The 23,667-nt window shown below is 72.8% G+C and carries 23 protein-coding genes; 10 read left to right on the top strand and 13 right to left on the bottom strand.

All coding sequences use genetic code 11. The features are described 5' to 3' along the window. Positions 1 to 39 precede the first annotated feature (39 nt). Positions 40 to 1,035 carry an MASE1 domain-containing protein gene (locus tag ACZ6I1_RS01280; RefSeq protein WP_469281784.1) on the bottom strand — a complete coding sequence of 332 codons (996 nt, stop codon included), beginning with the start codon at positions 1,033 to 1,035 and terminating at the stop codon, positions 40 to 42. 74 nt (positions 1,036 to 1,109) lie between these two features. Further along, positions 1,110 to 1,934, bottom strand: coding sequence for a PP2C family protein-serine/threonine phosphatase (locus tag ACZ6I1_RS01275; RefSeq protein WP_469281782.1), 825 nt, complete (start codon positions 1,932 to 1,934; stop codon positions 1,110 to 1,112). Positions 1,935 to 2,264: 330 nt separating this feature from the next. Here ACZ6I1_RS01275 and ACZ6I1_RS01270 point away from each other — a divergent pair, with 330 nt between their 5' ends. Together ACZ6I1_RS01270 and ACZ6I1_RS01265 are read left to right on the top strand one after the other, a co-directional pair. After that, positions 2,265 to 2,972 carry a cyclodityrosine synthase gene (locus ACZ6I1_RS01270; protein WP_469281780.1) on the top strand — a complete coding sequence of 236 codons (708 nt, stop codon included), beginning with the start codon at positions 2,265 to 2,267 and terminating at the stop codon, positions 2,970 to 2,972. After that, entirely contained in the window at positions 2,962 to 4,146 is a 1,185-nt protein-coding gene (locus ACZ6I1_RS01265; RefSeq protein WP_469281778.1) for a cytochrome P450, read from the top strand. The genes ACZ6I1_RS01270 and ACZ6I1_RS01265 overlap by 11 nt, the downstream gene beginning before the upstream one ends. Before the next feature lie 33 nt (positions 4,147 to 4,179). On the opposite strand, the gene ACZ6I1_RS01260 is transcribed toward ACZ6I1_RS01265, so the two are convergent. The 3 genes from ACZ6I1_RS01260 to ACZ6I1_RS01250 all read right to left on the bottom strand — a co-directional run bounded on the left by ACZ6I1_RS01260 (position 4,180) and on the right by ACZ6I1_RS01250 (position 6,778). Continuing rightward, positions 4,180 to 5,385: an MFS transporter gene (locus ACZ6I1_RS01260; RefSeq protein WP_469281776.1), complete on the bottom strand. Its 1,206-nt coding sequence runs from the start codon at positions 5,383 to 5,385 to the stop codon at positions 4,180 to 4,182. A 95-nt stretch (positions 5,386 to 5,480) separates the two neighbouring features. Beyond that, complete coding sequence (locus tag ACZ6I1_RS01255) at positions 5,481 to 6,089, bottom strand: hypothetical protein (protein ID WP_469281775.1); 609 nt, start codon at positions 6,087 to 6,089, stop codon at positions 5,481 to 5,483. Positions 6,090 to 6,160: 71 nt separating this feature from the next. Further along, the gene (locus ACZ6I1_RS01250; RefSeq protein WP_469281773.1) at positions 6,161 to 6,778 is read right to left on the bottom strand and encodes a sigma-70 family RNA polymerase sigma factor; all 618 of its coding nucleotides are present in this window, start codon (positions 6,776 to 6,778) and stop codon (positions 6,161 to 6,163) included. A gap of 76 nt (positions 6,779 to 6,854) precedes the next feature. Here ACZ6I1_RS01250 and ACZ6I1_RS01245 point away from each other — a divergent pair, with 76 nt between their 5' ends. From ACZ6I1_RS01245 to ACZ6I1_RS01225, 5 genes are all read left to right on the top strand, one after another. After that, positions 6,855 to 7,682 carry an alpha/beta fold hydrolase gene (locus tag ACZ6I1_RS01245; RefSeq protein ID WP_469282011.1) on the top strand — a complete coding sequence of 276 codons (828 nt, stop codon included), beginning with the start codon at positions 6,855 to 6,857 and terminating at the stop codon, positions 7,680 to 7,682. A gap of 54 nt (positions 7,683 to 7,736) precedes the next feature. After that, complete coding sequence (locus ACZ6I1_RS01240; protein ID WP_469281771.1) at positions 7,737 to 8,690, top strand: GlxA family transcriptional regulator; 954 nt, start codon at positions 7,737 to 7,739, stop codon at positions 8,688 to 8,690. Positions 8,691 to 8,820: 130 nt separating this feature from the next. Continuing rightward, positions 8,821 to 9,552: a VOC family protein gene (locus ACZ6I1_RS01235; RefSeq protein WP_469282009.1), complete on the top strand. Its 732-nt coding sequence runs from the start codon at positions 8,821 to 8,823 to the stop codon at positions 9,550 to 9,552. Positions 9,553 to 9,619: 67 nt separating this feature from the next. Further along, complete coding sequence (locus ACZ6I1_RS01230) at positions 9,620 to 10,237, top strand: dihydrofolate reductase family protein (protein ID WP_469281770.1); 618 nt, start codon at positions 9,620 to 9,622, stop codon at positions 10,235 to 10,237. Positions 10,238 to 10,343: 106 nt separating this feature from the next. Then, positions 10,344 to 11,714: an FAD-binding oxidoreductase gene (locus tag ACZ6I1_RS01225; protein ID WP_469281768.1), complete on the top strand. Its 1,371-nt coding sequence runs from the start codon at positions 10,344 to 10,346 to the stop codon at positions 11,712 to 11,714. 45 nt (positions 11,715 to 11,759) lie between these two features. Here ACZ6I1_RS01225 and ACZ6I1_RS01220 read toward each other — a convergent pair whose 3' ends face one another. Next, entirely contained in the window at positions 11,760 to 12,191 is a 432-nt protein-coding gene (locus ACZ6I1_RS01220; protein WP_469281766.1) for a VOC family protein, read from the bottom strand. 295 nt (positions 12,192 to 12,486) lie between these two features. On the opposite strand from ACZ6I1_RS01220, the gene ACZ6I1_RS01215 reads away from it, so the two are divergent. Further along, positions 12,487 to 13,830, top strand: a complete 1,344-nt coding sequence (locus tag ACZ6I1_RS01215; RefSeq protein ID WP_469281765.1) for an alpha/beta family hydrolase — start codon at positions 12,487 to 12,489, stop codon at positions 13,828 to 13,830. Here the strand turns inward: ACZ6I1_RS01215 and ACZ6I1_RS01210 are convergent. The 4 genes from ACZ6I1_RS01210 to ACZ6I1_RS01195 form a co-directional block, all read right to left on the bottom strand. Beyond that, positions 13,799 to 15,742 (bottom strand): DUF2264 domain-containing protein, encoded by a 1,944-nt coding sequence (locus tag ACZ6I1_RS01210; RefSeq protein ID WP_469281763.1) that lies wholly within the window; start codon positions 15,740 to 15,742, stop codon positions 13,799 to 13,801. The two genes, ACZ6I1_RS01215 and ACZ6I1_RS01210, sit on opposite strands and share 32 nt — an antisense overlap. 58 nt (positions 15,743 to 15,800) lie before the next feature. After that, positions 15,801 to 16,907, bottom strand: a complete 1,107-nt coding sequence (locus ACZ6I1_RS01205; RefSeq protein ID WP_469281761.1) for an RICIN domain-containing protein — start codon at positions 16,905 to 16,907, stop codon at positions 15,801 to 15,803. Positions 16,908 to 16,956: 49 nt separating this feature from the next. Continuing rightward, positions 16,957 to 18,081 carry an alpha/beta hydrolase gene (locus ACZ6I1_RS01200; RefSeq protein ID WP_469281759.1) on the bottom strand — a complete coding sequence of 375 codons (1,125 nt, stop codon included), beginning with the start codon at positions 18,079 to 18,081 and terminating at the stop codon, positions 16,957 to 16,959. Positions 18,082 to 18,231: 150 nt separating this feature from the next. Further along, on the bottom strand, positions 18,232 to 18,756 hold the full coding sequence (locus ACZ6I1_RS01195) for a hypothetical protein (protein WP_469281757.1): 525 nt from the start codon (positions 18,754 to 18,756) through the stop codon (positions 18,232 to 18,234). A 177-nt stretch (positions 18,757 to 18,933) separates the two neighbouring features. Here ACZ6I1_RS01195 and ACZ6I1_RS01190 point away from each other — a divergent pair, with 177 nt between their 5' ends. Beyond that, positions 18,934 to 19,089: a DUF6131 family protein gene (locus tag ACZ6I1_RS01190; protein ID WP_469281755.1), complete on the top strand. Its 156-nt coding sequence runs from the start codon at positions 18,934 to 18,936 to the stop codon at positions 19,087 to 19,089. Positions 19,090 to 19,226: 137 nt separating this feature from the next. On the opposite strand, the gene ACZ6I1_RS01185 is transcribed toward ACZ6I1_RS01190, so the two are convergent. From ACZ6I1_RS01185 to ACZ6I1_RS01175, 3 genes are all read right to left on the bottom strand, one after another. Further along, positions 19,227 to 20,183: an NmrA/HSCARG family protein gene (locus tag ACZ6I1_RS01185; protein ID WP_469281753.1), complete on the bottom strand. Its 957-nt coding sequence runs from the start codon at positions 20,181 to 20,183 to the stop codon at positions 19,227 to 19,229. A 61-nt stretch (positions 20,184 to 20,244) separates the two neighbouring features. Further along, a complete protein-coding gene (locus ACZ6I1_RS01180; protein ID WP_469281752.1) occupies positions 20,245 to 20,550 on the bottom strand; it encodes a hypothetical protein in 306 nt (101 codons plus the stop codon). Between the two features lie 164 nt (positions 20,551 to 20,714). Beyond that, the gene (locus ACZ6I1_RS01175) at positions 20,715 to 21,143 is read right to left on the bottom strand and encodes a hypothetical protein (protein ID WP_469281751.1); all 429 of its coding nucleotides are present in this window, start codon (positions 21,141 to 21,143) and stop codon (positions 20,715 to 20,717) included. Between the two features lie 460 nt (positions 21,144 to 21,603). Between ACZ6I1_RS01175 and fusA the strand changes: the two genes are divergently transcribed. After that, complete coding sequence (gene fusA, locus ACZ6I1_RS01170; protein ID WP_469281750.1) at positions 21,604 to 23,652, top strand: elongation factor G; 2,049 nt, start codon at positions 21,604 to 21,606, stop codon at positions 23,650 to 23,652. Positions 23,653 to 23,667 lie beyond the last annotated feature (15 nt).

The following is a 23,667-nucleotide window of genomic DNA, read 5'->3' as shown; positions in this document are numbered from 1 at the left end:
GCCTAGGGGGTGTCGCGTCAGCACTGGCCGGGCGTGCGGCTATCGGCCCTCCGTCTCCACGCCGTCCTCGTCCTGCGGCGGCCATCCGGACGCCTTGCCCGGCGCGAGCCGCTCCACCACCTCGGCGAGGTCCTGGCACGCCTGCTCGATCCTCGCCCGGATCATGTTCTGCTCGGTGACGATCGCCGACAGCAGCAGCGAAGTCAGCGCCGCGGAGCCGTTGAGCGCCTGGAGGTTGGCCATGGCCTCGACGAGCGTGTGGTGGTCGAAGGGGCCGTCCTGTTCGATCGCCGCCCCGTTCGCCATGGCGGAGACGAACAGCATGCACGGTGCGCTGCCCTCCAGCTGGAAGCGCAGGGCCGCCCAGATGAGGAGCGGGAAGACGAGGAAGAGCAGCGCCAGGCTGCTCCTGGTCGCCAGGAGGGTGACGGCGAAGGCCGAGACCAGCAGGGCGGCCGCCTCCGCCCACCGGTAGGCGCCGGAGGGAAGGCGGGCCATGCGCAGGACCAGGAGCAGCGGGGTGATGACGAGTACGCCCATGGCGTCGCCCGCCCACCACGTCCACCACACGATCCAGAATCCGCTGTTGGGCATGCTCCCGGTGATGAGGAGCAGCCAGGCTCCGATGCTGGCGCTGATCAGCATCGGGCCCAGGCCGCCCAGGAAGACCAGCGCCACACCGTCCCGGAGCCGGTCCAGGGTGACGCGGAAGCCGACGCGCCGGAGCATCAGGAAGGCGCACACGGGGGCGAGGGTGTTGCCGGCGGCGATCCCGTAGCCGACGAGGTCGATCGAGCCGCTGATCGACTGGATGACGAGGCAGGCGCCCAGTGCGATGCCCGGCCAGACGCGCAGGCCCAGCCACAGCAGGCAGGCCAGGGCGATGCCCGTGGGCGGCCACAGGGGTGTCACGACCGCGCCCTGGATCACCACCTGCTGGAACAGCCCGATGCGCCCGCCCGCGAAGTAGGCGGCGGCGACGACCAGGATCCGGAGCACCGTCATGCCCAGACGTCGGAAATCCTCGGTGCGCATCGCATCATCAGACAACAGGCCGCGCCCACCGACCGGGCATGACACGCGCTACGCCCTCCGCGGCGTCATCCGGTTCAGCCCAGGAAGGCCTCGTGGCACAGCACGAGTACGGCGGCGTCGTCCTGGTGGCCGGTGGAGTCGGCGACCTTCATCACCTCGGCGGCGAGGTCGCCGGGGTCCGCGCCCGCCTTCGCCCGGACCACCTCGGCCACGCGGGCCAGGCCGGCGTCGATGGGGAAGGAGGGGCCTTCGACGACCCCGTCGGTGACCAGGACGAAGGAGCCGGCCTCCGCGAGGCGGCGGCGGGTCACGGGGTACTGCGAGCCCGGCAGCATGCCCAGGGGCAGGCCGCCTTCGTCTTCCACGATGCCGTGTTCGCCGTCGGTGGTGGCCCAGACCCCGGGCACGTGGCCGGCGCGAGCGCTCTGGATCTCCCAGGTGACGGGGTCGAAGCGGAGGAAGGTGCACGTCGCGAAGAGGTCGCAGTCCACCGAGAGCAGCAGATCATTGGCCCTGCTGAGCACCTCGCCCGGGTCGGCCGCGGAGGCGGCGACGGCGCGTACGGCGATGCGCACCTGCCCCATGAAGGCGGCCGCCTCGACGTCATGGCCCTCCACGTCGCCTATGGAGAAGCCCAGCGCGCCCTCGGGGAGCCGGAAGCCGTCGTACCAGTCGCCGCCTATGCTCAGGCCGTGACGGGCCGGTGCGTACCGGGCCGCCGCGCGCAGGCCCGGCACGCCGGGGAGGGACGCCGGAAGGATCTCCCGCTGCAGTGCCTCGGCCAGCTCCACCCGGGCCCGCTGGAGCTCCGCTCCTTCCCGGGCCTGGGCGGTGAGCCGTCCGAGCCTGGTCAGCAAGTCGTCCGCGGTCGCCGACCGCGTGGACCGATGGGGGCTCATGGACGACTCCTGGACCGCTCCGAACGTACGTTCGCTTCAGTTTCCGGCGCAAATGACCGGATTCATCATATTGCGACGATCCGGTGATCGCATCATCACGTCACCTGGAGGCAACCTCACCGTAACGTCATGGCCATGCCCAATTCTTGTTGACGAAGCCCCTGCCGGGGACTTGGCCTGGACCAGGTAACTTCCCTGTCCAGCATGTGAGTTACCGAGGGCAAGACATGGAAACGGACGGTCACGCTCAGGTACCTTCCATCACGTCGTCGCCACACCCGGGGCACAGGGCCCCACGGGACTCGCGGCGACCGAAGGAACCGACGTCTGTTGACGACAGCCACAGAAGTCTTCACGGTCCGGCCCTACACCCCGCACTGCCAGGTGATTCACACCGAAGGCGACCATGCGGTGATAGGCATCTCACCAGGAAACAGCTACTTCTCCGCGCAGCGCGTCGCGGATCTGGCGCAGTGGGGCATGCGCAACTTCCGGCAGGTCGACCTCATTTACACCGACCTGCACGTGGCCGAGATGTACGAGGCCCTCGGCTACGGCCCGGACGAGGCGCGGCGCAAGGCGGTCAAGAACCTGCGCGGGGTCCGCGCGAAGGTGAACAACGCCGCGGCCGAGGCCGATCCCACGGGGACCCGCCTGCGGGCCCGCCCGATGTCGTCCCTCACCGACATCCCGGCGTACCGCAGGCTGCACGCCCACCTGATGACCCTCCTCGACACCGACCCGGAGTTCCGCGAGACCTGCAACGCCCTGGTCGACGCGTTCCTCTCCTCCAAGGTGCTCGGCGGGGAGACCGCCACGCTCCGCCAGCGCGAGGTCTGCCTCGAGTACGTCTGCGCCGAGGCCCCGCTCTTCCTGGACAGCCCGGCCATTCTCGACGTGCCCTCCTCCCTCAACTGCTACCACCAGCTCCTGCCGATGGCCGAGCTGTTGTACTCCCGCGGTTCGGGCCTGCGTGCCTCGCGCAACCAGGGCCACGCCGTCATCACCCCCGCCGAAGGACACGCCGATGCCCACTGACACACTCCTCGATTTCCCGTTCTCCGCGCGCGGCGACCGGCTGCCCGACGAGATCGAGCAGCTCCGCAGCGAGCCGGTCAAGCGGGTCCGCACGATCGCCGGGGACGAAGCCTGGCTCGTCTCCTCCCACGCCCTGTGCAAGCAGGTCCTCGAGGATCCCCGATTCAGCCTCAAGGACACCTCGGCTCCCGGGGTTCCACGCCAGTACGCCCTGACGATCCCGCCCGAGGTCGTCAACAACATGGGCAACATCACCGGCGCGGGGCTGCGCAAGGCCGTCCTCAAGGCCATCAACCCGAAGACCGACGGCCTCACCGACTGGATGCGGGAGCAGGCCCGCAGCCTCGTCGACGGCCTGCTGGCCACGGGCGCGCCGGTCGACCTGCGCGGCCAGTTCACCAGCCCGTACGCCGAGCAGCTCCACTGCCGCATCCTGGGCATCCCCGGCGAGGACGCCCCGCGCCTGGCCGCGAGCCTCGACATCGCGTTCATGAACTCGGCCTGCCCCGTCACCGGCGCCAAGCTCAACTGGGACCGGGACATGGCCTATATGGTCGAGCGCCTCGACGACCCCGCCGTCACGGGCCTCATGGCCGAGCTCGCGGCCCTGCGCAAGGACCCCGACTACGCCCACCTGACCGACGAGATGCTCGCCACGGTCGGAGTCACCCTCTTCGGCGCCGGGGTCATCTCCACCATGGGCTTCCTCACCATGGCCCTGGTCTCGCTCATCCAGCACCCCGAGGTGTGGCAGCAGATCCGCCAGGACCCCTCCAAGATCCCCGCGGCGGTCGACGAGCTCCTGCGCATCAACCTCTCCATCGCGGACGGCCTGCCCCGCCTCGCCCTCGAGGACGTCACGCTCGGGGACGTCGAGGTGAAGAAGGGCGAGCTCCTCCTCGTCCTGGTCGAGGCCGCCAACACCGATCCGGACGTGTATCCCGACCCGCACACCGTCGACATCGGCCGGCCGAACGCGGGTACGCACCTTTCCTTCGGCGGCGGCCAGCACTACTGCCCGGCCACCGCCCTCGGCAAGCGGCACACCGAGATCGCCCTCGAGGTGCTCGTCGAGAAGATGCCGGGGCTCCAGCTCGCCGTGCCGGTCGACCAGCTCGTGTGGCGCACCCGCTTCATGAAGCGCCTGCCGGAGCGGCTGCCCGTGCTCTGGTAGCAGCCCGGCGGCCGGCGGCGCGGGCGCCCGGGGTCATCCTCGACCCGGGTGTCCCGCGCCGCCGCCCGGCCGGCGCAGCAGGTAGACGGCCGCGGTCGAGACGAGGACGGCCATGGTGGCGATGAACACCAGGCCCGCGCCCTCCAGGCCCATCGGGCCCGACAGGACGCCCACGCCGATCACCGGCACCGAGATGCCCGCGTACGCGACCACGAACAGGGCCGAGATCACCGCCGCCCGCCGGTCGGCGGGAGACGCCCCGGCCACCGCCGCCAGCGCCCCGCGGAACGCCAGCCCCTGTCCCGCGCCGCCGACCAGCGCGCTCATGACCACCAGCCACAGCAGGTCCCAGTGCAGCGCGCCCGCGAGCAGCGCCAGCCCGGCGAGGAGTCCGGTGCATCCCAGGGGCAGCGAGCGCGCCACCCCGACCCGGCCGACCACCAGCTGTCCGGCGGTCGAGGCGAAGAAGGCCAGGGCGACGACCAGCCCGCTCACGGCGTGGTTGTGGACGTCCAGGGACTGGGCGAGGAACGCCGGGCTGACCGAGGTGAACACCCCGAACAGGGCGAATCCCACGAACGAGGCGATCGCCGCGGGCCCGAACACCGCCCGCACCTCTGCGGGCAGCCCGGGGCGCTGCGGCCGTACGGTGCTCAGCGGCCGGCGTTCCCGCACGGTCTCCGCGAGGCGCAGCAGGACGGCCGCCGAGCCGGCCACCAGGGCGAGGTGCACGATGAACGGCAGGTACAGCGGCCGGACGGCGTACTGCGCGAGCACGCCGGCGAGCAGCGGACCGCAGCCCAGCCCGCCCATGTTGGCGGCCGTGGCCACGAACGTGGCCCGGGACGCCCCGCCGGACGGGGCCAGCTCCATCACGTACGCCGTGGCGGCGCCGGTGAACAGGCCGGCGGACAGCCCCGACAGCAGCCGCCCCGCGTACAGCCAGCCCAGTCCGGTGGCGCACAGGAAGCAGACGGCGCTCGCCGCCGCGCAGCCCAGCCCGGCGAGGAGCACGGGCCGCCGGCCCACGGCGTCCGAGGCGTTGCCCGCCAGCAGCAGCACGCCGATGACCCCGAAGGCGTACACCGCGTACACGACGGTCACGATCAGCTCGGAGAAGCCGAACTTCTCCTGGTAGAGGCCGTAGAGCGGGGTCGGCAGCGTGGTGCCGGCCATGCAGACGGCGAACACCGCCCCGCTGAGCAAGCACTGGCGCCACCCTCGGCGATCACCGTCCATGCCGCCGACGGTAACCCCGCTCCCCGGCCCCGCCCGGCGCGGCGTGCCCGGCGCGCCGCCGCCGGGGTACGGGATCCGGGTCGTGAGGGGTGCCTTCAGGGGGCCGGCCGCGGGGCGTCCGGTACGGGTTCCGGGGCGGGCCGCCGCCGTGAGGCGATCAGCGTACTGACGGCGAGGAGGAGCACGGCGCAGACCACGGCCGGCCACGGCGAGGTCTTCCCCTCCAGCGCCGGGGACACCCGGCGCCGCGGGTCGTACGCGACACGGACCTCCTCGCCCGCGTCGGCGACCGGCCGGTCGTCCTTGAGTGCGTCGGGGTAGCCGCCGGGGCAGTCCAACTCGATCCGGTACACGGTCTTCTGGGCGGCCCCCTCGCCGAAGGCGTCCTGGAGCTTGCTGCGGACCTCGCGCACGACACAGGTGGCGGTCTCCGCGCGCGCCGCCGTCTGATCCGCCGCCGCCACGGTGAGCAGCAGCCCCAAGGCGAGCAGGAGCCCGCCGAAGAAGGCGCCGTTGCCGCCGGTGATCAGGCCGTACGCCGCGCAGGCGGCGACCAGCAGGACCGCTCCGCCCGCCACCGCGACGGCGGTCGGCGGCGGGGCGGGGCCCGCGTAGCACCAGTGGGCCCAGCCGTACACGACCGCCGCGGCAACGGCGGGCAGGCCTGCGGCGGGCCGCCGGCGCTGTGGTTGCGTCCCCGACATGAACACCACCCCCGCACAGGGGACGCGCGCCGCCGCCCGCCCGGTTTCCGGGCGGCTCCGGGAAACCGGGTTCAGGCGTCGTCGCCGCGGAGCCGGTCGCGCTGGAGCCGGTGGGCGAGGGCCCGGCGCACCGAGGCCGGTGCGGCGCCGGCAGGGACAGCGGCCGCCTTCGGCGGGACGTCCAGGGCGCGGCTGATCTCGTCGTAGGCACTGCGGTGACCGGCTGGCAGCCGGGCGCGGTGCTGCCGCAGGTCCTCTTCGAGGTGGCGTCGCAGGTCGTCGACGGTCCGGGGCGTGAAGCGCCTGCGGCCGCGGGCGAGGGCGTCGACGGTCCGGGTGCAGTGTGCGGTGTTGTCGAGGGCCTCGGAGACCTCCTCGGCGAGGCCCCAGAGGCGACCTTCGAGCCATGGGGTGTCGTACTGGTCGAGGGCGAGGTCGAGCGGCGGCAGCGGTTCGTCCGTCTTGTACTTGGCGACCTGCTTGGACACGGCGGGCTGGCTCATGGCGGTGAGCCGGGCGATCTTGTCCTGGGTCCAGCCGAAGCCGACGAACACCTTGATCATTTCGGTGCGCAGCTTGCGCATCTCCTCGCCCGCGCGGATGACCTCGTTCATGCCGGCGAGCATCCGCTCGGCCTGTTCCTCGGTCAGCGCCCCGGGATTCCGGGGGTCCTGCTCTCCACCTGCCATAACCACGTTATACACCACCGCCCCGATCGTCATAACCAGGTTGTATAACCTGGTTATGGGTGGCAGGATCCGCGTCATGCACACCTTCTCCGCTCCTGACGGCACCCTGCTCGCGTACCGCACCCACGGGGACGGCGCCCCCCTGGTCTGCCTCCCCGGCGGCCCCGCGGACTCCGCCTACCTCGGCGACCTCGGCGGCCTGTCCGCGCACCGCCGGCTGATCGTTCCGGACCACCGCGGCACCGGCCGGTCCGCACGCCCCGAGGACCGCGCCACCTACCGCTGCGACCGCCTCGTCGACGACGTCGAGGCCCTGCGCGTACACCTGGGGCTCCCCGCGATGGACCTGCTCGCCCACTCCGCCGGGGCGAACCTCGCGGCGCAGTACGCGGCCCGGTTCCCGCACCGCGTGAGCCGCCTCGCCCTGATCGCTCCCGGCACCCGGGCCGTCGGCATCGAGATCACCGGTGAGACGCGCCGCGAGCTCGCCCGGCTCCGCGCGGACGAGCCGTGGTTCCCGGAGGCGTTCGCCGCGCTGGAGGCGATCGGCGCGGGCACGGGCAGCGACTGGGACGCCATCGCCCCCTTCTTCTGCGGCCGCTGGGACGACCGCGCGCGCCGGCACCACGCGGCCGGCCGGCCCGGCAACACCGAGGCGGTCACCCTCTTCGCGGCCGAGGGAGCGTTCGACCCGCGGGCCACGCGCACCGCACTCGCCGCGTTCGGGGCTCCAGTGCTGCTGCTCGCCGGGGAGTTCGACCTGAACAGCCCGCCTCGGTCGACGGCAGAGTTCGCCGGGCTCTTCCCCCACTCCTCGTTCGCCGTACAGCGGGGGGCCGGCCACTACCCCTGGGTCGACGACGCCGAGCGGTTCGTGGCCACCACAGCGGCCTTCCTCGGATAGGCGGTGTCCGAGGCCGGAGTCGGGCGATCGCGGGAAATCTGCCAGACTCCGCGCATGCCGCCCTTCACCTCCGTCGCCGCCTACGCCCCGCCCGGTGTCGGGATGCTCGCCGTCGGTGTCGTCACCGAAGTCTTCGGACCGCGCGAGGGATTGCCCCGCTTCGACTTCGCGCTGTGCGCCGAACGGCCCGGGCCCGTGCCCACCGATCTGGGCGTGCCCCTCGCCGTCGAGAACGGGCTGGAGCGGATGGCCGCCGCCGATCTCGTGCTCGCCCTGCCCTGGGCCGGCTTCCGGGCCCCGCTCGCGCCGGCCGTGCTGGAGGCGCTGTCCGCCGCCCACGCCCGCGGCGCCCTGGTCGCGGCGCACTGCGTCGGCACGTACGCACTCGCGGCGGCCGGACTGCTCGACGGGCGGCGGGCCACGACGCACTGGCGGTTCGCGGAACTGCTGGCCGCCCGCCATCCGGAGGTCACGGTCGACCCCCACGCGCTGTACGTCGACGAAGGACGCGTCGTCACGGGGGCGGGAGCGGCCGCGGGCTTCGACCTCTGCCTGCACCTGGTCAGGCGGGAGCACGGCGCCGCGGCCGCCAACGCCCTCGCGCGCGACCTCGTCCTGCCCTCCCACCGCGAGGGCGGACAGGCCCAGTACCTCGCCGCCCCCGTACCCGAGGACGCCCAGGACACGCGACTCGCCGACGTCCTCGCCTGGGCCCGCGAGCACCTCCACGAGCAGCTTCCCGTCGCCGAACTGGCCCGGCGGGCCGTGATGAGCAAGCGGTCCTTCGCCCGCCGCTTCACCGCGGCGACCGGCACGACCCCGCACGCCTGGCTGGTCGGCCTCCGGCTGAGCCGCGCCGAGGAGCTGCTGGAGACCACAGACCTGTCCGTCGAGGAGATCGCCCGCGCGGTGGGGTTCGCGAGCGCGGCCGTGCTCCGCGAGCAGTTCGTACGCCGGCGCGGGGTGCCGCCCCGCTCCTACCGGCGCTCCTTCACCCGTACGCCGTAACGCTTCGTGAGCGGAGGCGCCGACGGCGCTAGGGTGGGCCGAACCCCGCCGTAGTTGATCGCGAGCAAGGTGGACCGCTGTGTCGACGTCGAGTCACGAGATGTTCGGCGCCCCGTGCTGGGTCAGCCTGATGACCGGGGATCTCGCCGCGGCGCAGCGGTTCTACGGGGCCGTCATGGGCTGGCGGTTCCGCGCCACCCGGCTCGGGGAGGGCTTCTCCATCGCCTTCGGCGGCGGGGCTCCGGTGGCCGGTATCGGCGCTCTGGCCCACCGGCTGGGCCTTCCGGCCGCGTGGACCCCGTACTTCGCCGTCGACGACGCCGATGTCACGGCGGCGCGGATCGTCGAGCGCGGCGCGACCGTGGCGGTGGGCCCGCTCGCCTTCGGCACCGGACGCGCCGCGCTGGCCGCCGACCCCCACGGAGCGGTCTTCGGGTTCTGGCAGGGCCAGGTCATCCCCGACTGGACCGTCGGTCGGGGCAGCGCCCCCGCCTGGATCGAACTGCGCACCCGTGACGCCTTCGCCGCGGCCGTCTTCTACGGCGAGGTCCTCGATTGGGCCGGCGAACGGGACGGCTGCTGCACGGTCTCCTACGAGCACGACCACGTCGTCCTGCGCCACGGGAACGACACGATGGCGCGCATCGTGGGCGGGGCCCTGGAGGAGGCCCCGGATCCGCAGGTCCGACCCCGCTGGCACGTCCACTTCCGCGTCCCCGACCTCGAGGCGGCCGTGGAATCCGCCACCGCGCTGGGCGGCCGCGTCGTCTCGCCCGTGGACACCACCACCACCAGCCGCTCGGTCGCCCTGGCCGATCCCGACGGCGCGTTGTTCACCGTGGTGGCCCCGCAGGACCAGTGACGGACCCGTGCCGGACCAGGGGCGGACCAGGGGCGGGACCTCGACCACGGCAGCTGTGGAGGCTGACATGAGGAAGATCATCGCAGGGCTGTTCATCTCGCTCGACGGGGTCGTCGAGGCACCCGACCAGTGGCATTTCCCCTATTTCAACGACGAGATGGGCGCGGCCGTCGACGCGACGCTCGGCTCGGCCGACACCATGCTGTTCGGCCGCAAGACGTACGACAGCTTCGCCGGGGCCTGGCCCGGGCGGGAGGCCGCGGGCGGGGAGGACGCCGCCTTCGCCAAGGTCCTCGGCGACGCCCGCAAGATCGTCGTGTCGAACCGGCCCCTGGAGTTCACGTGGCGCAACTCCGAGCAGCTCGAGGGCGGCCTCGTCGAGGCGGTGACCGCCCTGAAGGCCGGGCCGGGCAACGGTCCCATCGGGATGAGCGGCTCGGTCTCCGTCGTGCGCCAGCTGCTGGCGGCGGGACTGCTGGACGAACTGCACCTGCTGCTGCACCCGATCGCCGTCCGCAAGGGCATGCGGCTCTTCGACGAGGGCGAGGCCCCGATCCCGCTGACGCTGCTCTCCTCGGAGACCTTCGAGACGGGCGTGCTGAACCTCCACTACGCCCCGGCGGATTCGGTCGGGCAGGGGACGTACGAGGACGCCAAGACCCACCTGCGGCAGCCCGGGAGCTGACCGGGCCGGCCGCCGGGCGGGGGCCGGGTTGAGGCTTCGGGACACCGGCGTAGCGTGGAAAGTGGCCGCACAGCCGGCGGCACCACGCACACGAGGAGCGGTGGCCATGGGCAAGCCCTCGATCGATGAACTGCGGGAACGGGTACGCGGGGCGGTCGTCACCCCGCAGGACGACGGTTATGACGACGCGCGGGCGGTCAACAACGCCATGATCGACAAGAGGCCGGCGGCCGTCGTGCGCTGCGCCAATGCGGGTGACGTCATGGCCTCGGTCGATTTCGCCCGCGACAACGGGCTCGACCTGGCGGTCCGCGGCGGCGGGCACAGCGTGCCCGGCTTCGGCACCTGCGACGACGGCCTGGTGGCCGATCTGTCCGGGATGCGTTCCGTCCGGGTCGATCCCGCCCGCCGGACCGCCCGCGCCGACGGCGGGGCGACCTGGGGCGACTTCAACGCGGCGACGCACGCCTTCGGCCTGGCCACGACCGGCGGGATCATCTCCACCACCGGTCTCGGCGGCCTCACCCTCGGCGGCGGCATCGGCTACCTCGCCCGCGGACTCGGCCTGAGCTGCGACAACCTCCTGTCGGCCGATGTGGTGACCGCCGACGGCCAGATGCTCGTCGCGAACGAGGAGGAGAACCGGGACCTGTTCTGGGCCCTGCGCGGCGGCAGCGGCAACTTCGGCGCGGTGACCTCCTTCGAGTTCAAGCTCAGCCCCGTCAAGGACATCTACGGCGGACCGATCCTGTTCGAACTCGAGGACGCGGGCACCGTCCTGCGCTCCTTCCGCGACCTGATCGCCGACGCCCCGGAGCAACTCGGCGGCTTCCCGGCCTTCCAGATCGCACCACCGCTCCCCTTCATCCCGGAGGACCGGCACGGCGAACCCTTCGTCCTGATCGTGGCCTGCTGGGCCGGACCCGTCGACGAGGGCGAGCGCGCCGTGCAGGCCTTCCGCGACATCGCGCCGGTGGTCGCCGAGCACGTCGGCCCCATGCCGTATCCGGCGCTCAACAGCGCCTTCGACGCGCTCGTACCGCCCGGCCTCCAGCACTACTGGAAGGCCAACTTCGTGACCGAACTGACCGATGACGCGATCGAGGCGCACCTGCGGTTCGGGCCGGGGCTGCCCGCCGTGAACTCGACCATGCACATCTACCCCATCAACGGCGCCTGCCATCGCATGGCACCGGAGGAGACGGCCTTCGCCTACCGCGACGCCAACTTCGCCACCGTCATCGCCGGGATGTGGCCCGACCCCGCCGACAACGACGCCAACATCGCGTGGGTGCGCGACTACTACGAGGCGACCGCCCCGCACTCCGAGGAGGGCGGCTACATCAACTTCATGGCCGAAGACGACCAGGGGCGGATCCGGGCCAACTACAAGGGCAACTACGACCGGTTGGTGGAGGTCAAGCAGGCGTACGATCCGGGCAACCTCTTCCACCTGAACCAGAACATCAGGCCGTGACCGGAGGGCGGCGGCCGACGCCTGCGCCCGGCGGCCGCCGCCCGCTCAGCGTTCCGAGAGTTCCGACGGCGCCTCCTGGACCACCCAGCCGTTGCCGTCCGGGTCCTCGAAGGTCATGAACGAGTTCCAGGTCCCGCCCTTGCCGTCCGCCCAGCCCGTGTCGCCGAGGTGGCGGACCGGGGAGACGTCCACGCCCCGTCCCACGAGTTCGCCGTGGGCAGCCTCGATGTCCGTCACGCAGATCTGGAGTCCTTGGAGCGTCCCCGGTGCCATCGGCTTCGTACCGGGTGCGGGGGGCATCCCCTGGAGCATCGCGATCGAACAGCGGGAGCCGGGCGGGGTCATCTGGATGATGCGCACCCCCGGGGCCACCTCGTCGTCGAGATCGACCGTGAAGCCCACCTTGTCGGCGTAGAACTCCTTCGACCGGTCCATGTCGGTGACAGGGACCGGCACGACTTCGAGCGTCCAGTTCACGGCGCGTCTCCTCACGAACACCGGCTCGCCGCGGCGGACCGGACCGAACGGATCAGGTGGGTCCCACCCTCGCCCACGACGCAGCGGCCCCGCACCACGAAACGCCGAACCTTTACGCACCGCGCCCGCCCCGCGCCCTGGCGGGCCAGCACCTGGCGGAACCAGCGGCGCTCCACGTCGGCGAGGTGCCGGACCGGACTTTATGCACCGCCGCCGATTTGCGGCGCGGCCCTTTGTGGGGTTGTTTCGAAGTAGGTGCGTTCCCTGTTTCCCCTGGGTTTGGGGGTGAACCACCGTGTTCTTCTCCGACCGGGCCGATGCCGGACAGCGTCTGGCCACCGTTCTCGGACACCTCAAGCAGGACCGTCCCGTCGTCCTCGGCCTGCCGCGCGGCGGGGTCCCCGTCGCCTTCGAAGTGGCGCGGGCACTCGGTGCCCCGCTCGACGTGATCGTCGTCCGCAAGCTGGGGGTCCCGTACCACCGCGAGCTGGGCTTCGGTGCCATCGGCGAGGGCGGGGTACGGGTGATCAGCGACGAGATCGTACGTCACAGCAGGGTCGCCGAGCGGGACCTCAAGGCGGTCGAGCACGCCGAGGAGGCGGAGCTCGCCCGGCAGGCGGAACGGTTCCGCGCCGGCCGGCCGCGGATGCGGCTCGACGGGCGGACGGTGATCCTCGTCGACGACGGGATCGCGACCGGGGCCACGGCCGCGGCGGCCTGCCAGGTGGTACGCGCGATGGGCGCGGCCCGCGTGGTACTGGCGGCCCCGGTGGCGCCACCGGACGCGGTCGCCTGGCTGCGCACCGCGGCGGACGAGGTGGTGTGCCTGTCCACGCCGAGCGGATTCTCGGCCGTCGGCCAGTGGTACCAGGACTTCTCGCAGACCCCCGACGAGGAGGTCGTCTCGCTGCTGGCGCAGGCCGCCGCCGAAACCCGGCCCGAGGCCGAACCCGACGCCGGACCGGAGCGCGGGGCCGAGGCCGAGGCGGACAGGGAGGCGGACACCGAGGTTGAGGTGGAGGTGGAGGTCGACGCGGGCGGCGTCCGGCTGATCGGTGACCTCGCCCTGCCCCCGGGCGCCGCGGCGGTGGTGGTGTTCGCCCACGGCTCCGGCAGCAGCCGCCACAGCCCGCGCAACCGGTCGGTGGCCGCAGGGCTGCGCCAGGCGGGCCTGGGCACCCTGCTCTTCGACCTCCTCACCCCGGCCGAGGAGTCCCGGCGGGCGAACGTCTTCGACATCGAAACCCTGGCCCGGCGGCTGACGGACGCCACGCACTGGCTGCGCCGCCGCGAGTCCCTCCCCGTCGGCTACTTCGGAGCGAGCACCGGAGCGGCGGCGGCGCTGTGGGCGGCCGCGGACGACGCCGAGGTGGGCGCCGTGGTGTCCCGAGGCGGCCGCCCCGACCTCGCCGGGGCGCGGCTCGCCGCCGTACGGGCACCGACCCTGCTCATCGTGGGCGGCCGCGACACGATGGTGCTCGACCTCAACCGGCAGGCGCAGGCACAGCTGCGCTGCGAGAACCGGCTCGACGTCGTGCCCGGCGCCACGCACCTCTTCGAGGAACCGGGAGCCCTGGAGGAGGTCGCCGGCCTCGCCCGCGACTGGTTCACGCGGTACCTGGCGGTGCCGGAGCGCTAGGCAGGCGGGCGCTGGGCAGGTGCTCCACGGCCACCGGCTCGAAGGTGATCCGGGTCAGTGATCCGTCGTCCGCCCACCGCACCCCGATGGCGCCGGCCTCCGCCCGCACGTCCGCGACCGCCGCCGCGAGCGGGGCCGGGTCCGGCTCCGCCGTGAGGGTGGCCAGCGCCGCGTACAGGCCCGTGCCCGCCGCCCCGGCCGTCAGCCGCGGTACGAGGGCCCACGGGGTGAAGGCCGTGCCGGCGGGCGCTCGGACCTCATCCTGGTCTTCCCATCCGTGCAGCGGGTGCAGTGCGGAGACGACCGCGTCCCCGGGGCCGGCGGCCCAGCCGGTCTGTTCCACGCGCGACCCCTCCGGCGCCCCCTGCACCCGGTGGACCCGCAGTTCGTGGCGTCCCCTGACGACGGTGACGCTCTCCACGCGCAGCCCCGGCACGACGGGTGTCCCCGCCGCGAAGACCGGCCGGTGCCAGGAGGCCGCCCAGCCCGGGCCGTCGCCGTGCCCGGCGCCGAGCGGGTGGATGCGGCGCCGGGCGCTGCGCACTCCGGCCACGACCACGGCGAGGTGGTTGTCCGCGGCGTTGCCGTACGCCGTGGGCCCGGTGCGGGTGGAGTAGGCCTGGCGGGCGTAGAGCGGGTCCTCGTGCTCCGCGGACTCGGCCTCGTCCGGTCCGACGTGGTCGCTGCCGTGGTTGTGCAGGCGTACGAGGCCGTCGGCGCGGGTGGACTGGATGAGCAGGCCCGGCGCGGGCAGGGCGAGCACCCGGTCCTCCCGCTCGCAGGGAGCCGCCTCCTCGGTCGCGGTCCACAGCGGGTCCGCCGCCGGGGCGAGCAGGCAGACGAAGGCCTTGGACGCCCAGTACGGCGAGGCCGGTCCGGAGTAGTGCTGCAGGGTCGCCGCGTGCGGGCCGTGCCAGCCCGGGGAGAGCAGCCCGGCCCGGTCGACGGCGCCCCGGTCCAGGAAGTAGCGCAGCGATCCGCTGAGCAGCCGGCGCGAGGTTCCCGGGGTCAGCGGCGTGTGGCCGGTCACGGCGCCGAGGCCGACGGCGGCCGCGGCGGCGAAGCGGTAGGTCAGGGAGCGCCCGAAGTAGAGCGGCGCACCGTCGGCGCCGAAGAGCAGGGAGTGGCCGTCGAGGTGCTCGCGCAGCCGGGCGCCGTGCGGTGGGTGCCGCTCGGCCGGAGCGGCGTCCGCGCCCGCGAGGTGGGTGTCGAGTACGGGGTACAGGTGCAGGGCCCAGCCGTTGTAGTGGTCGAAGGCGCGGCCGTCGCCGTCGGCGTACCAGCCCTGGCCGCGGTACCACTGCTCCAGGAGCTCGAGGCCGCGGCGGCGGGCCCGGGCCGTCTCCGCGTCGCCCCGGCCCGCCGACTCCAGGAATCCGGCCACGGTGAACGGGAAGAGGTACCAGTTGTTCGGGGCGGGCACGTGGCGCAGCGCTCCGCGCAGCCACTGTTCGGCCCGGTCCCGCACGGCGCTGTCCAGCCGGTCCCACAGCCAGGGGCGGGTCAGCCGCAACCCGAGGGCCACGGAGGCGGATTCGACCATCGGCTGGCCCTGGACGTGCAGATCTCGGATGAGCGGCCAGGATTCCGTGTCGTCCCGGCCGGGTGTGCGGGTGCCGGCCGCGAGTCCTTCCGCGTAGCGGTCGAGCCAGCCGTACGGGTCCTTGCCGCCGCCGCCCGCGATGCGGAAGGCGGCGGCGAGGAAGGTACGGGCGTACCCTTCGAGCCCGTCGGAGCGGACGCCGGAGGCGGAGGGCGGGCCGGGCAGGTCGAGCAGGGCTCCGCCGGGTGTGGCCCACCGCCAGGCGGCGCGCAGCAGTCCGTCGGCGGCCGCCTCCCAGTGGTCCCGTGTGTAGCCGGTGTGGGGGCTGGACTCACGGTTCTCGGCGGGGAGTCCGGAGAGGGCGGCCATGCGAGCATGCTGTGCGCACGGCCGCCTCCGGGTCAACCGTCCGGCTCCTGGCCGGTGTTCAGGCGCAGGTGGTGAAGGTCGGGCTGGTGTTCGCGATGTAGAGGGTCGCACCGCCGGTCGGGTCGTCCTTGACCGGGACGGTGATGGTGTCGTCGGCCTTCCAGGGGAACCCCTGTGCGTCGAAGGTCCAGTTGCCGGTCACCTTCCGCGCGAGCACGGAGAGGGTCACCCATCCGTAGTGCGTGGCGGGCACGGAGACCTGGATGGCGTCACCGACGCTCGTCGAGCCGCTCCACACGTTCTGGAACGACAGGGTGACGCCGACCTCCGTCTGCAGGACCCCGGCGGTACCGCCGCTGAGGCTCGAGGACAGCTGCGTCCCGATGCTGCTCTGCCAGCCGGTGGTCTTGGTCACCGAGAAGGTCTGGCTGACCGGGGAGGCGGAGTTGTTGTACCAGACGGCGGAGGCGCAGACCTTCGGCAGGGGCGCCGCGGGGGCCTCGCTCTTCACGGTCCAGGAGCAGCTGGCCGGGTCCCGCTGGCAGACCTTGGCGCCGTGGTCCACGGCCAGGTTCCAGGCGGCCGTCGAGTTCGTGGTCCAGCGCTGGTTCGCACCGGCGTGGCACCGGGACTGCCCGGTCCACGCGTCGTCGTACTGGGCGCTGCCGATGAGGTCGAGGCAGGAGTTGTCGCTCGCGTTGCGGATCATGAACGTGGTGGTGGAGCCCGCCACCGGCTGGAAGTACCACTTCTGGCTCTTCTGCCCGCGGCAGGTCTGCTGCCGCAGCGCGGGCCAGCTCAGGTCGATGCACTTGCCGGTGGTGCCGTTGACGATGGCGAAGCTGAAGTCGGCCGGGTCGACGGCCAGGTTCCAGGACTGGTGGAAGCCGGGCGCGGAGTTGGTGACGATGTACGCGTTGTCGTCGCGCGAGCCGTTCTGTACGTCGAGGCGGCGGCCGTTGCTGACGGAGGTGAAGTTCAGGCCCTCGAGCTCGGAGGCGCTGTTCTGGTCGGCCGCGTCCGCCCGGGCGGCGGCGTTCGCCGGAGCCGCCGCGAGCGGGGAGGCCATGACGCCGAGGGCGACGCAGCACGTCGCCAGGGCGGCGGCGAGTAAGCGCAGCCAGGACGTGGCGCGTTCGGGTGCGCGGGCCGGGGTGGAAGACATGGGTCGGGCCTTTCTGCTGTTCGGTGGATGCGGGAGGGTCAGGGGCGGTTCAGGCGGTGGCAGCGGCGGCGAAGGCCGCCTCCAGCCGCGGGACCCAGTCCACGAGGTCCTGGCTCCAGCAGCCGCTTTCGTGGCCGCCGCGGCAGTTCTCGCCCCAGCCGGAGCCGTTGCCGTAGTTCACGTAGTGGTAGGGGAATCCGAGGGCGTCCAGTGCGTCCTTGGCGTGCTTGGCCGCCGACTCGGCCCAGAACTCGAAGTCGCCCGGGTTGCCGTTCCCGGTGCCGGTGTAGACGGCGATGCCCATGCCCTTGAGGGCGGCCATGTGCGCCGTGGGATCCGCCGCGTTCCAGCGCCAGTCGGCGTCGAACACAGGGTACGGGGTGCCGAAGACGGCGTCGCTGGAGACCGTGGGGCCGAACTCGAGGTTGCAGGTGGGTCCGGAGCTGGAACCGCACAGCGGGGCACCGACGTTGGTCAGGGTGGCGACGACGGCCCCGCGGATGACCGCGTGGTTGCGGGACAGGTCGTTGGCGCCGGAGAGGGTGGCGACCTGGCTGAACAGGTCGGGGTGGCGCTGGGCGTAGTGCAGGGCCCCGAAGCCGCCCATGGAGAGGCCCGCGACGGCCCGTCCCTGCTTGCCGGTGACGGTGCGCAGGTTGGCGTCGATGAACGGGATCACCTGGTTGATGTGGAAGTTCTCCCAGTTCTGCGCCCCGGCGGCGGTCTTCTGGTCGAGCCAGTTGTTGTACCAGCCCCGGCGGCCCCCGTCCGGGATGACCGTGATCATCGACTGGGCCGCGGTGAGGGCCGGGTAGGCGAGCGCCGGGTTCCCCGGGTCGTCGGACGCACCGTGCAGGAAGTACAGGACCGGGTAGCGCTTGGCCGGGCTGGCGGCGTAGTCGCCGGGCAGCAGGATCCGGATGCGGTGCTCGCCCGAGACCTGGGGCGTGGTGACGGTGAGCACGAAGTTGGTTGCGGTGCCGGTCACGGCGGCGCTCTGGGTCAGGCCGAACCCGTCGGCCATGGCGGGCGGCCCCGGCGGCTCCGCGTGCACGGGCGGTGTGCCCAGCAGGAGTACCGCGGCTGCCAGGGCGATGACCACCGCCTTCGCCCGCAGGAGGCGGGCGGAGCGGGACGGTCTCGTCGGGCGTGGGCGAACGAGGTGGTTGGCCATGCGCCGAGTCTGGCCCAGCCACCCCACCGATTTGGAGTCTAGTTCTAGAAAATTTTTCGACTCGCCCTGGCCGGAACCCTCCCGTTGGCACGGCCGGGAGCCCCGAGCACCCCTCGCGCTCCCGGCCTCCGGCGTGTGCGCGACCCGGGACTACTTGTTCTTCGCCAGGTCTTCCTGGAAGAGCTTCTCGCAGGTGGGGCCGGTGTCGGTGGCGATGAAGGTGACCATGTCCAGCACGCCCGCCTTGCCGTGATGGCTCGCCTTCAGGCTCCAGCCGGCCTTGTCCAGCGTCTTGATGACCGCCACCTGCTGATTGAGGCTCTTGCCCTCCTTCCACCCACCCTTGACCAGGGCGGCGACGGTGCTGTCGTAGGACTTGCCCGAGTCGTTGACCTTCTTGTCGTCCGCCTGCCAGGTGACCATGCAGGGCTTGAGGGCCGGGGGGACGTCGTCCGCGGGCTCCTCCGTGAACCCGGCGGCCGTGGCCGCGGTCTCGATCTCCCTCTTCACCGCCGCGGCGTCCAGCCCGCCGCCCGACCCGGCCTTCGCCGGGGCGGAGGAACCGGATGACGGTGCGTCACCGGCTCCGCCCTGGCCCGAACCGCCTTCACTGCCGCAGCCCGCGACCAGCAGCACCACACCGGCGGCCGCGGCCGCCCACCTCGCCTTGCGCACGACAAACCCGTTCCCGTTGCACACGCGGACCCCGTGCCCGCGTGATCGAAGGTGAAGTCTGCCACCGGGACGTGCCGGGGGCCGAAGCCGGTCGTACACGGCCGAAAGGGGGGCGGCTCCGGGCGCATTCCTTCGCCGGCACGGGGCAGAAGCAGGGTGCGAGAGCGGAGGCTTGTCATGATCATCCTCGGAGTCATCCTGCTGGTCATCGGCTACATCGCCGGTATCTCCATCCTGTGGACGCTCGGGATCATCTTGATCGTCATCGGCGCCATCCTGTGGATCCTGGGGTCCGTCGGACACGCGGTCGGCGGACGCAACCACTACTGGTGAGTACGGCGTACGACGCCTTGGCGGCCCTCGGCCTCCCACGTGCGGGGCCGCCGCTCCGGCGCGGCCGACGCCCCGGCCATCCTCCCGCCCGGTGGCGGGCTTTCACGACGTAGCCCGGGTGCAGACCGGGCTTGACGTTACGCGGTGAACGCGGTCCGCAGCTCGTCGCGGTGGGCGGCGAGCCAGGTCCTGAAGTCCTGGAGCTCGGGGTTGAGTTCGCGGACGGCGGCGAGGTCCCGCGCGGCGGTGAAACGGTCCGCGCAGTCGGCGTAGTACTGGAACATGTTCCCGACCTCGTCCGCGGCCGGGAAGCCCAGCGCCCGGAAGGCGTCCGCGCTCAGGGGGCGGTAGCGCACGGTTTCACCGAGGGTCTCGGTGAGGGCCGCCGCCATCTCCCCGACCGTGAGGTGCTCGCCGGCGATGCTGACCGTGGCGGCGATGAGGTCGGTGTCGCGTTTGAAGACGGCCAGGGCGGTCTTGCCGACGTCCTCGACGGCGATGCCCGAGAGCCTGCTGTCACCCATCGGAAAGAGCAGCTCCAGGACCCCGTCCTCGCCGCGCTGCGGGCTGAAGGTGGTGAGCAGGTTGTCCCAGAAGAAGGTGGTCCGCAGGAAGGTGGTGGGTACGCCTTCCTCGGTGAAGTAGTGGTCCGCCTCCGCCTTGCCGTCGAAGTGGGGCACCTTGTACTGCTCCTGGAGCGTGGGCATCCGCGCGTCGTCGAGCGGGATGCACGCGCGCGTGTCCTCCAGCGTGGACCAGATCGCGTGCTGGACCCCCGCGTGGGAGGCGGCGCGGGCGACGGCCTGCGCCTGGACCTTCTCGCGCTCGGCGGACAGGTGCTCCCAGAAGTTGGTGACCACGTAGGCCCCGTACGCGTGCTCGAGGGCGGGTGCCAGGCTCGCCTCGTCGTCCATGTCGGCCTGGACCACCTCCGCCCCGAGCCGGCCCAGCTCCTGGGCCTGCGGGGAGTCCGCGTGGCGGGTGACGGCGCGAACCGCGAATCCGCTCTCCGGGTCCGCCAGGATCGCCCGCGCCAGACCGCCGCCCTGCGCGCCCGTGGCACCGAACACTGTGATGGTCTTCTTCTCGCCCATGCTCCCCTTCTTCGCACACTCTCCGCGTCGATGCCATCACGCCACGCCACGGAAGGGTGCTTCAGCGGCCCGGCGTCAGCGGTACGTCCGGCATGCGGTACCGCGTGCCGGAGTCCACCAGGGCACAGGACGGGCTGTCGTCGGGGTTGTCCGGGCAGGCGAGGTCGATGGCGAAGGGGTGCGGCGGATCGCCCGGCTGTTCGCCCGGCAGTTCGGCCGTCAGCACCGTACGGGCGGCCCTGGGGACGCGGCCCATGGCGACGGTCTTGCCGTCGACGAGTACCTCAACGGGGCGGCGCGGGCCCTCGTACAGGACGCTGATCGAGTGACCGTGCTGGTCCAGGTGGAAACGGTGCCGGATGGCCATCGCGCACTCCCGGGACGACGTGTGCCCCTCCCTGATTGCATCGTACGGCGCAACGTCATGCGGCGGGTGCGTAACCCATCCCGCGGCGGATCGTTTCTCCGTACGTCGCAGATACACACCCGCGTCCCCCGCGGTGTCCGCGGCCCAGGGCCCGGGGAGATCCATCACTCCCCGGGCCCTCGGTCACGCCGCCCCCACGGAGCCGACGGGCCCGCCGCGGCGGCCGCGGAGCCGGCGCGTTCCACCGCCTCCCGGACGGTCGCGGCCACGCGGTCGGGGTGCGGATCGCTGACGACGATCCGGGCGAAGCGCGACGGGGGCCGCAGGTCGCAGTGGACGACTCCGTGGTGCCGGAGGCGGACCGCCACGAAGTCCACGCCCGTGGGGTGCTCCCACAGCCCCAGGCACAGCGCGCCGGGAATCAGGGTGCCCCGCTTCCGTACGCCGCGCAGCGGACGCCACCAGTCCGCCGTGGCCCCCACCCCGGACACTGCCGCGAGCGGAACGCGTACGGCTCCGTGCCGGGCCGCCACCCTCTCCCACCACGCCGTACGGACCACCAGATCGTCTCCGTCGACAACCAAATGCGCCATGTCACACCTCATGTGGCCTGACTGAGGACTGCCCCTCTCCCTCCACTATCGCCGCATCCGGCCCGTCTGCCAGGCCGCGGAAAAATGCGGTGCCCCGGCGCGACCCCGTTCCCTACACTCGCCACACGCGCCGCCGACAGAGCGGCGCGCCTCGAGCCGAGTGAAGAGAAGGGGAGCCGGGCCATGTGCGTTCACCGCACCGCACACGCCTTCGCTGCCCCGTCCCGGTGCCGGTACGACGTGATCCCGGTGTCTCACGCCTGACGGTGCCGGCTGCGCGGCCGCCACCGTTCCCCCGTGACGCATCCTCAGTTCCCTTCCGCCCGCCCGCCCTCCCCTGCCGTTGCCACGCCCGTACGGGCCTCCCGGCGGGCAGGGCGGTGCGGGCAGGGCTCCGCCGTCCGGGAATCGCGCCGCCCTTCTCCTCATCATTTCGACATCATTCGAAAGGCCTCGGGCCATGCGCACCCACACCGTCCGCAATCTCGGCATCCTCGCCCACGTCGACGCCGGCAAGACCACGATCACCGAACGCATCCTCTTCGCGACCGGCGCCATCCACAAGCGGGGCGAGGTCCACGACGGCACCACCGTCACCGACTTCGACGCCCAGGAACGCGACCGCGGGATCACCATCTTCGCCGCGGCCGTCAGCTGCACCTGGGACGGCCATCGCGTCAACCTCATCGACACCCCCGGCCACGTCGACTTCTCCGACGAGGTCGAGCGCTCCCTGCGGGTGCTGGACGGAGCCGTCGCGGTGTTCGACGCGGTGGCCGGCGTCGAGCCGCAGAGCGAGTCCGTGTGGCGGCAGGCCGACCGGCACGGCGTGCCGCGGATCGCGTTCGTCAACAAGCTGGACCGGGCGGGCGCCGACCTCGACACGGCGGTCACCTCGATCCGCGAACGGCTGGGCGCCGTACCGCTGGTGGTACAGCTGCCCATCGGGAGCGAGGACGCGTTCACGGGCGTCGTCGACCTGCTCGCCATGCGCGCGCTGGTCTGGCGCGCCGGCTGCGACACGTACGAGGCGGGGCCGGTCCCCGAGTCGCTGCGCGAGGAGGCCGGCCGGCGCCGCCGCTTGCTCGAGGAGGCGGTGGCGGAGCTCGACGCGGACGCGCTGGAGGAGTTCTGCGCGACCTCGGCACTGAGCGAGCAGACCCTGGCCCGCGCCCTGCGCGGGCTGACGCTGCGCGGGGACGGCGTCGTCGTGCTGTGCGGTTCGGCGTACAAGAACCGGGGGGTCGAGCCGCTGCTGGACGCCGTCCTGGCCTACCTGCCCTCGCCCGCCGACGTGCCGCCGGTGCGCGGGACGGCGGACGGAGCGGAGGTCGAGCGCGCGCCCGACCCGGCGGCGCCGTTCGCGGCCCTCGCCTTCAAGGTGACGGCGACACCGACCGGACGCCTGACCCACCTGCGGGTCTACTCGGGCACGCTGCGCAAGGGCGAGTCCGTACTGGACGCCGGTACGGGCCGTACGGAGCGGGTGGGCAGGATCCTGCGCGTGCAGGCCGACCGGCACGAGGAGAGGGAGGAGGCCGTGGCCGGTGACATCGTCGCCGTGATCGGGGTGAAGGCGGCCCGGGCCGGTACGACGCTGTGCGCGCCGCAGGCGCCGCTGGTCCTCGAACCGCCCTCGGTGGCCGAACCGGTGGTGTCGGTGGCCGTCGAGGCCGGTCGCGGCACCGATACGGGACGGCTCGCGTCGGCCCTGGCCCGGCTCGCCGAGGAGGACCCCTCCCTGGTGGTGCGGTCCGACGCGGAGACGGGCCAGACCGTCCTGTCGGGGCTGGGCGAGCTCCATCTGGAGGTCGCCGTGGAGAAGATCCGCAGCGGCCACGGGGTGGAGGTCGTCGTCGGGCGTCCGCAGGTCTCCTACCGGGAGACCGTCGTGCGCGGGGTGGCCGGCCTGGTCTACCGGCACGTCAAACAGGACGGTGGTGCGGGGCAGTTCGCGCACGTCGTCATCGATGTGGAGCCGCTGGAGGAGGAGGTGACGGGCTTCGAGTTCCGGTCGACGGTCGTCGGCGGCCGGGTGCCGCAGGAGTACGCGCGGGCCGTGGAGGCCGGCTGCCGGGACGCCCTCGCCGAGGGTCCCCTCGGCGGGTTCCCGGTGACGGGGCTGCGGGTCACCCTCACCGACGGGGCGACCCACTCGAAGGACTCCTCGGAACTGGCGTTCCGTGCGGCCGGACGGTTCGCGCTGCGCGAGGCGCTGCGCGTGAGCACCGTGGAGCTGCTGGAGCCGGTCGTGGAGGTCACGGTGACCGTCCCGGAGGACGGTGTGGGCGCGGTCCTGGGCGATCTCGCGGCCCGCCGCGGCCGGGTCTCGGGATCCACGTCCCGGTCCGGGACGGCGGTGGTCACGGCGGCCGTTCCGCTGGGCGAGCTCTTCGGGTACGCGTCGCGGCTGCGCGGCCGTACGAAGGGCAGGGGTACGTTCACCACCCGCCAGGCCGGCCTCGCGCCGGTCCCGTCCTCGGTCGCGGGGACCCTCCTGAGCCGGTAGCCGCCGACCGCGGGC

This window comes from Streptomyces sp. NPDC046303, from assembly GCF_055588085.1.
Note: the sequence above shows the minus strand (reverse complement) of the source record. Positions and strands in the feature narration are given on the sequence as shown.

What these genes read in the sequence shown, in the direction of transcription:
- ACZ6I1_RS01280 (WP_469281784.1), bottom strand. Translation starts at nt 1,035, where the DNA reads ATGCGCACCGAGGATTTCCGACGTCTGGGCATGACGGTGCTCCGGATC.
- ACZ6I1_RS01275 (WP_469281782.1), bottom strand. Translation starts at nt 1,934, where the DNA reads ATGAGCCCCCATCGGTCCACGCGGTCGGCGACCGCGGACGACTTGCTG.
- ACZ6I1_RS01265 (WP_469281778.1), top strand. Translation starts at nt 2,962, where the DNA reads ATGCCCACTGACACACTCCTCGATTTCCCGTTCTCCGCGCGCGGCGAC.
- ACZ6I1_RS01260 (WP_469281776.1), bottom strand. Translation starts at nt 5,385, where the DNA reads ATGGACGGTGATCGCCGAGGGTGGCGCCAGTGCTTGCTCAGCGGGGCG.
- ACZ6I1_RS01255 (WP_469281775.1), bottom strand. Translation starts at nt 6,089, where the DNA reads ATGTCGGGGACGCAACCACAGCGCCGGCGGCCCGCCGCAGGCCTGCCC.
- ACZ6I1_RS01250 (WP_469281773.1), bottom strand. Translation starts at nt 6,778, where the DNA reads ATGGCAGGTGGAGAGCAGGACCCCCGGAATCCCGGGGCGCTGACCGAG.
- ACZ6I1_RS01245 (WP_469282011.1), top strand. Translation starts at nt 6,855, where the DNA reads ATGCACACCTTCTCCGCTCCTGACGGCACCCTGCTCGCGTACCGCACC.
- ACZ6I1_RS01240 (WP_469281771.1), top strand. Translation starts at nt 7,737, where the DNA reads ATGCCGCCCTTCACCTCCGTCGCCGCCTACGCCCCGCCCGGTGTCGGG.
- ACZ6I1_RS01235 (WP_469282009.1), top strand. Translation starts at nt 8,821, where the DNA reads ATGACCGGGGATCTCGCCGCGGCGCAGCGGTTCTACGGGGCCGTCATG.
- ACZ6I1_RS01230 (WP_469281770.1), top strand. Translation starts at nt 9,620, where the DNA reads ATGAGGAAGATCATCGCAGGGCTGTTCATCTCGCTCGACGGGGTCGTC.
- ACZ6I1_RS01225 (WP_469281768.1), top strand. Translation starts at nt 10,344, where the DNA reads ATGGGCAAGCCCTCGATCGATGAACTGCGGGAACGGGTACGCGGGGCG.
- ACZ6I1_RS01210 (WP_469281763.1), bottom strand. Translation starts at nt 15,742, where the DNA reads ATGGCCGCCCTCTCCGGACTCCCCGCCGAGAACCGTGAGTCCAGCCCC.
- ACZ6I1_RS01205 (WP_469281761.1), bottom strand. Translation starts at nt 16,907, where the DNA reads ATGTCTTCCACCCCGGCCCGCGCACCCGAACGCGCCACGTCCTGGCTG.
- ACZ6I1_RS01200 (WP_469281759.1), bottom strand. Translation starts at nt 18,081, where the DNA reads ATGGCCAACCACCTCGTTCGCCCACGCCCGACGAGACCGTCCCGCTCC.
- ACZ6I1_RS01190 (WP_469281755.1), top strand. Translation starts at nt 18,934, where the DNA reads ATGATCATCCTCGGAGTCATCCTGCTGGTCATCGGCTACATCGCCGGT.
- ACZ6I1_RS01185 (WP_469281753.1), bottom strand. Translation starts at nt 20,183, where the DNA reads ATGGGCGAGAAGAAGACCATCACAGTGTTCGGTGCCACGGGCGCGCAG.
- ACZ6I1_RS01180 (WP_469281752.1), bottom strand. Translation starts at nt 20,550, where the DNA reads ATGGCCATCCGGCACCGTTTCCACCTGGACCAGCACGGTCACTCGATC.
- ACZ6I1_RS01175 (WP_469281751.1), bottom strand. Translation starts at nt 21,143, where the DNA reads ATGGCGCATTTGGTTGTCGACGGAGACGATCTGGTGGTCCGTACGGCG.
- fusA (WP_469281750.1), top strand. Translation starts at nt 21,604, where the DNA reads ATGCGCACCCACACCGTCCGCAATCTCGGCATCCTCGCCCACGTCGAC.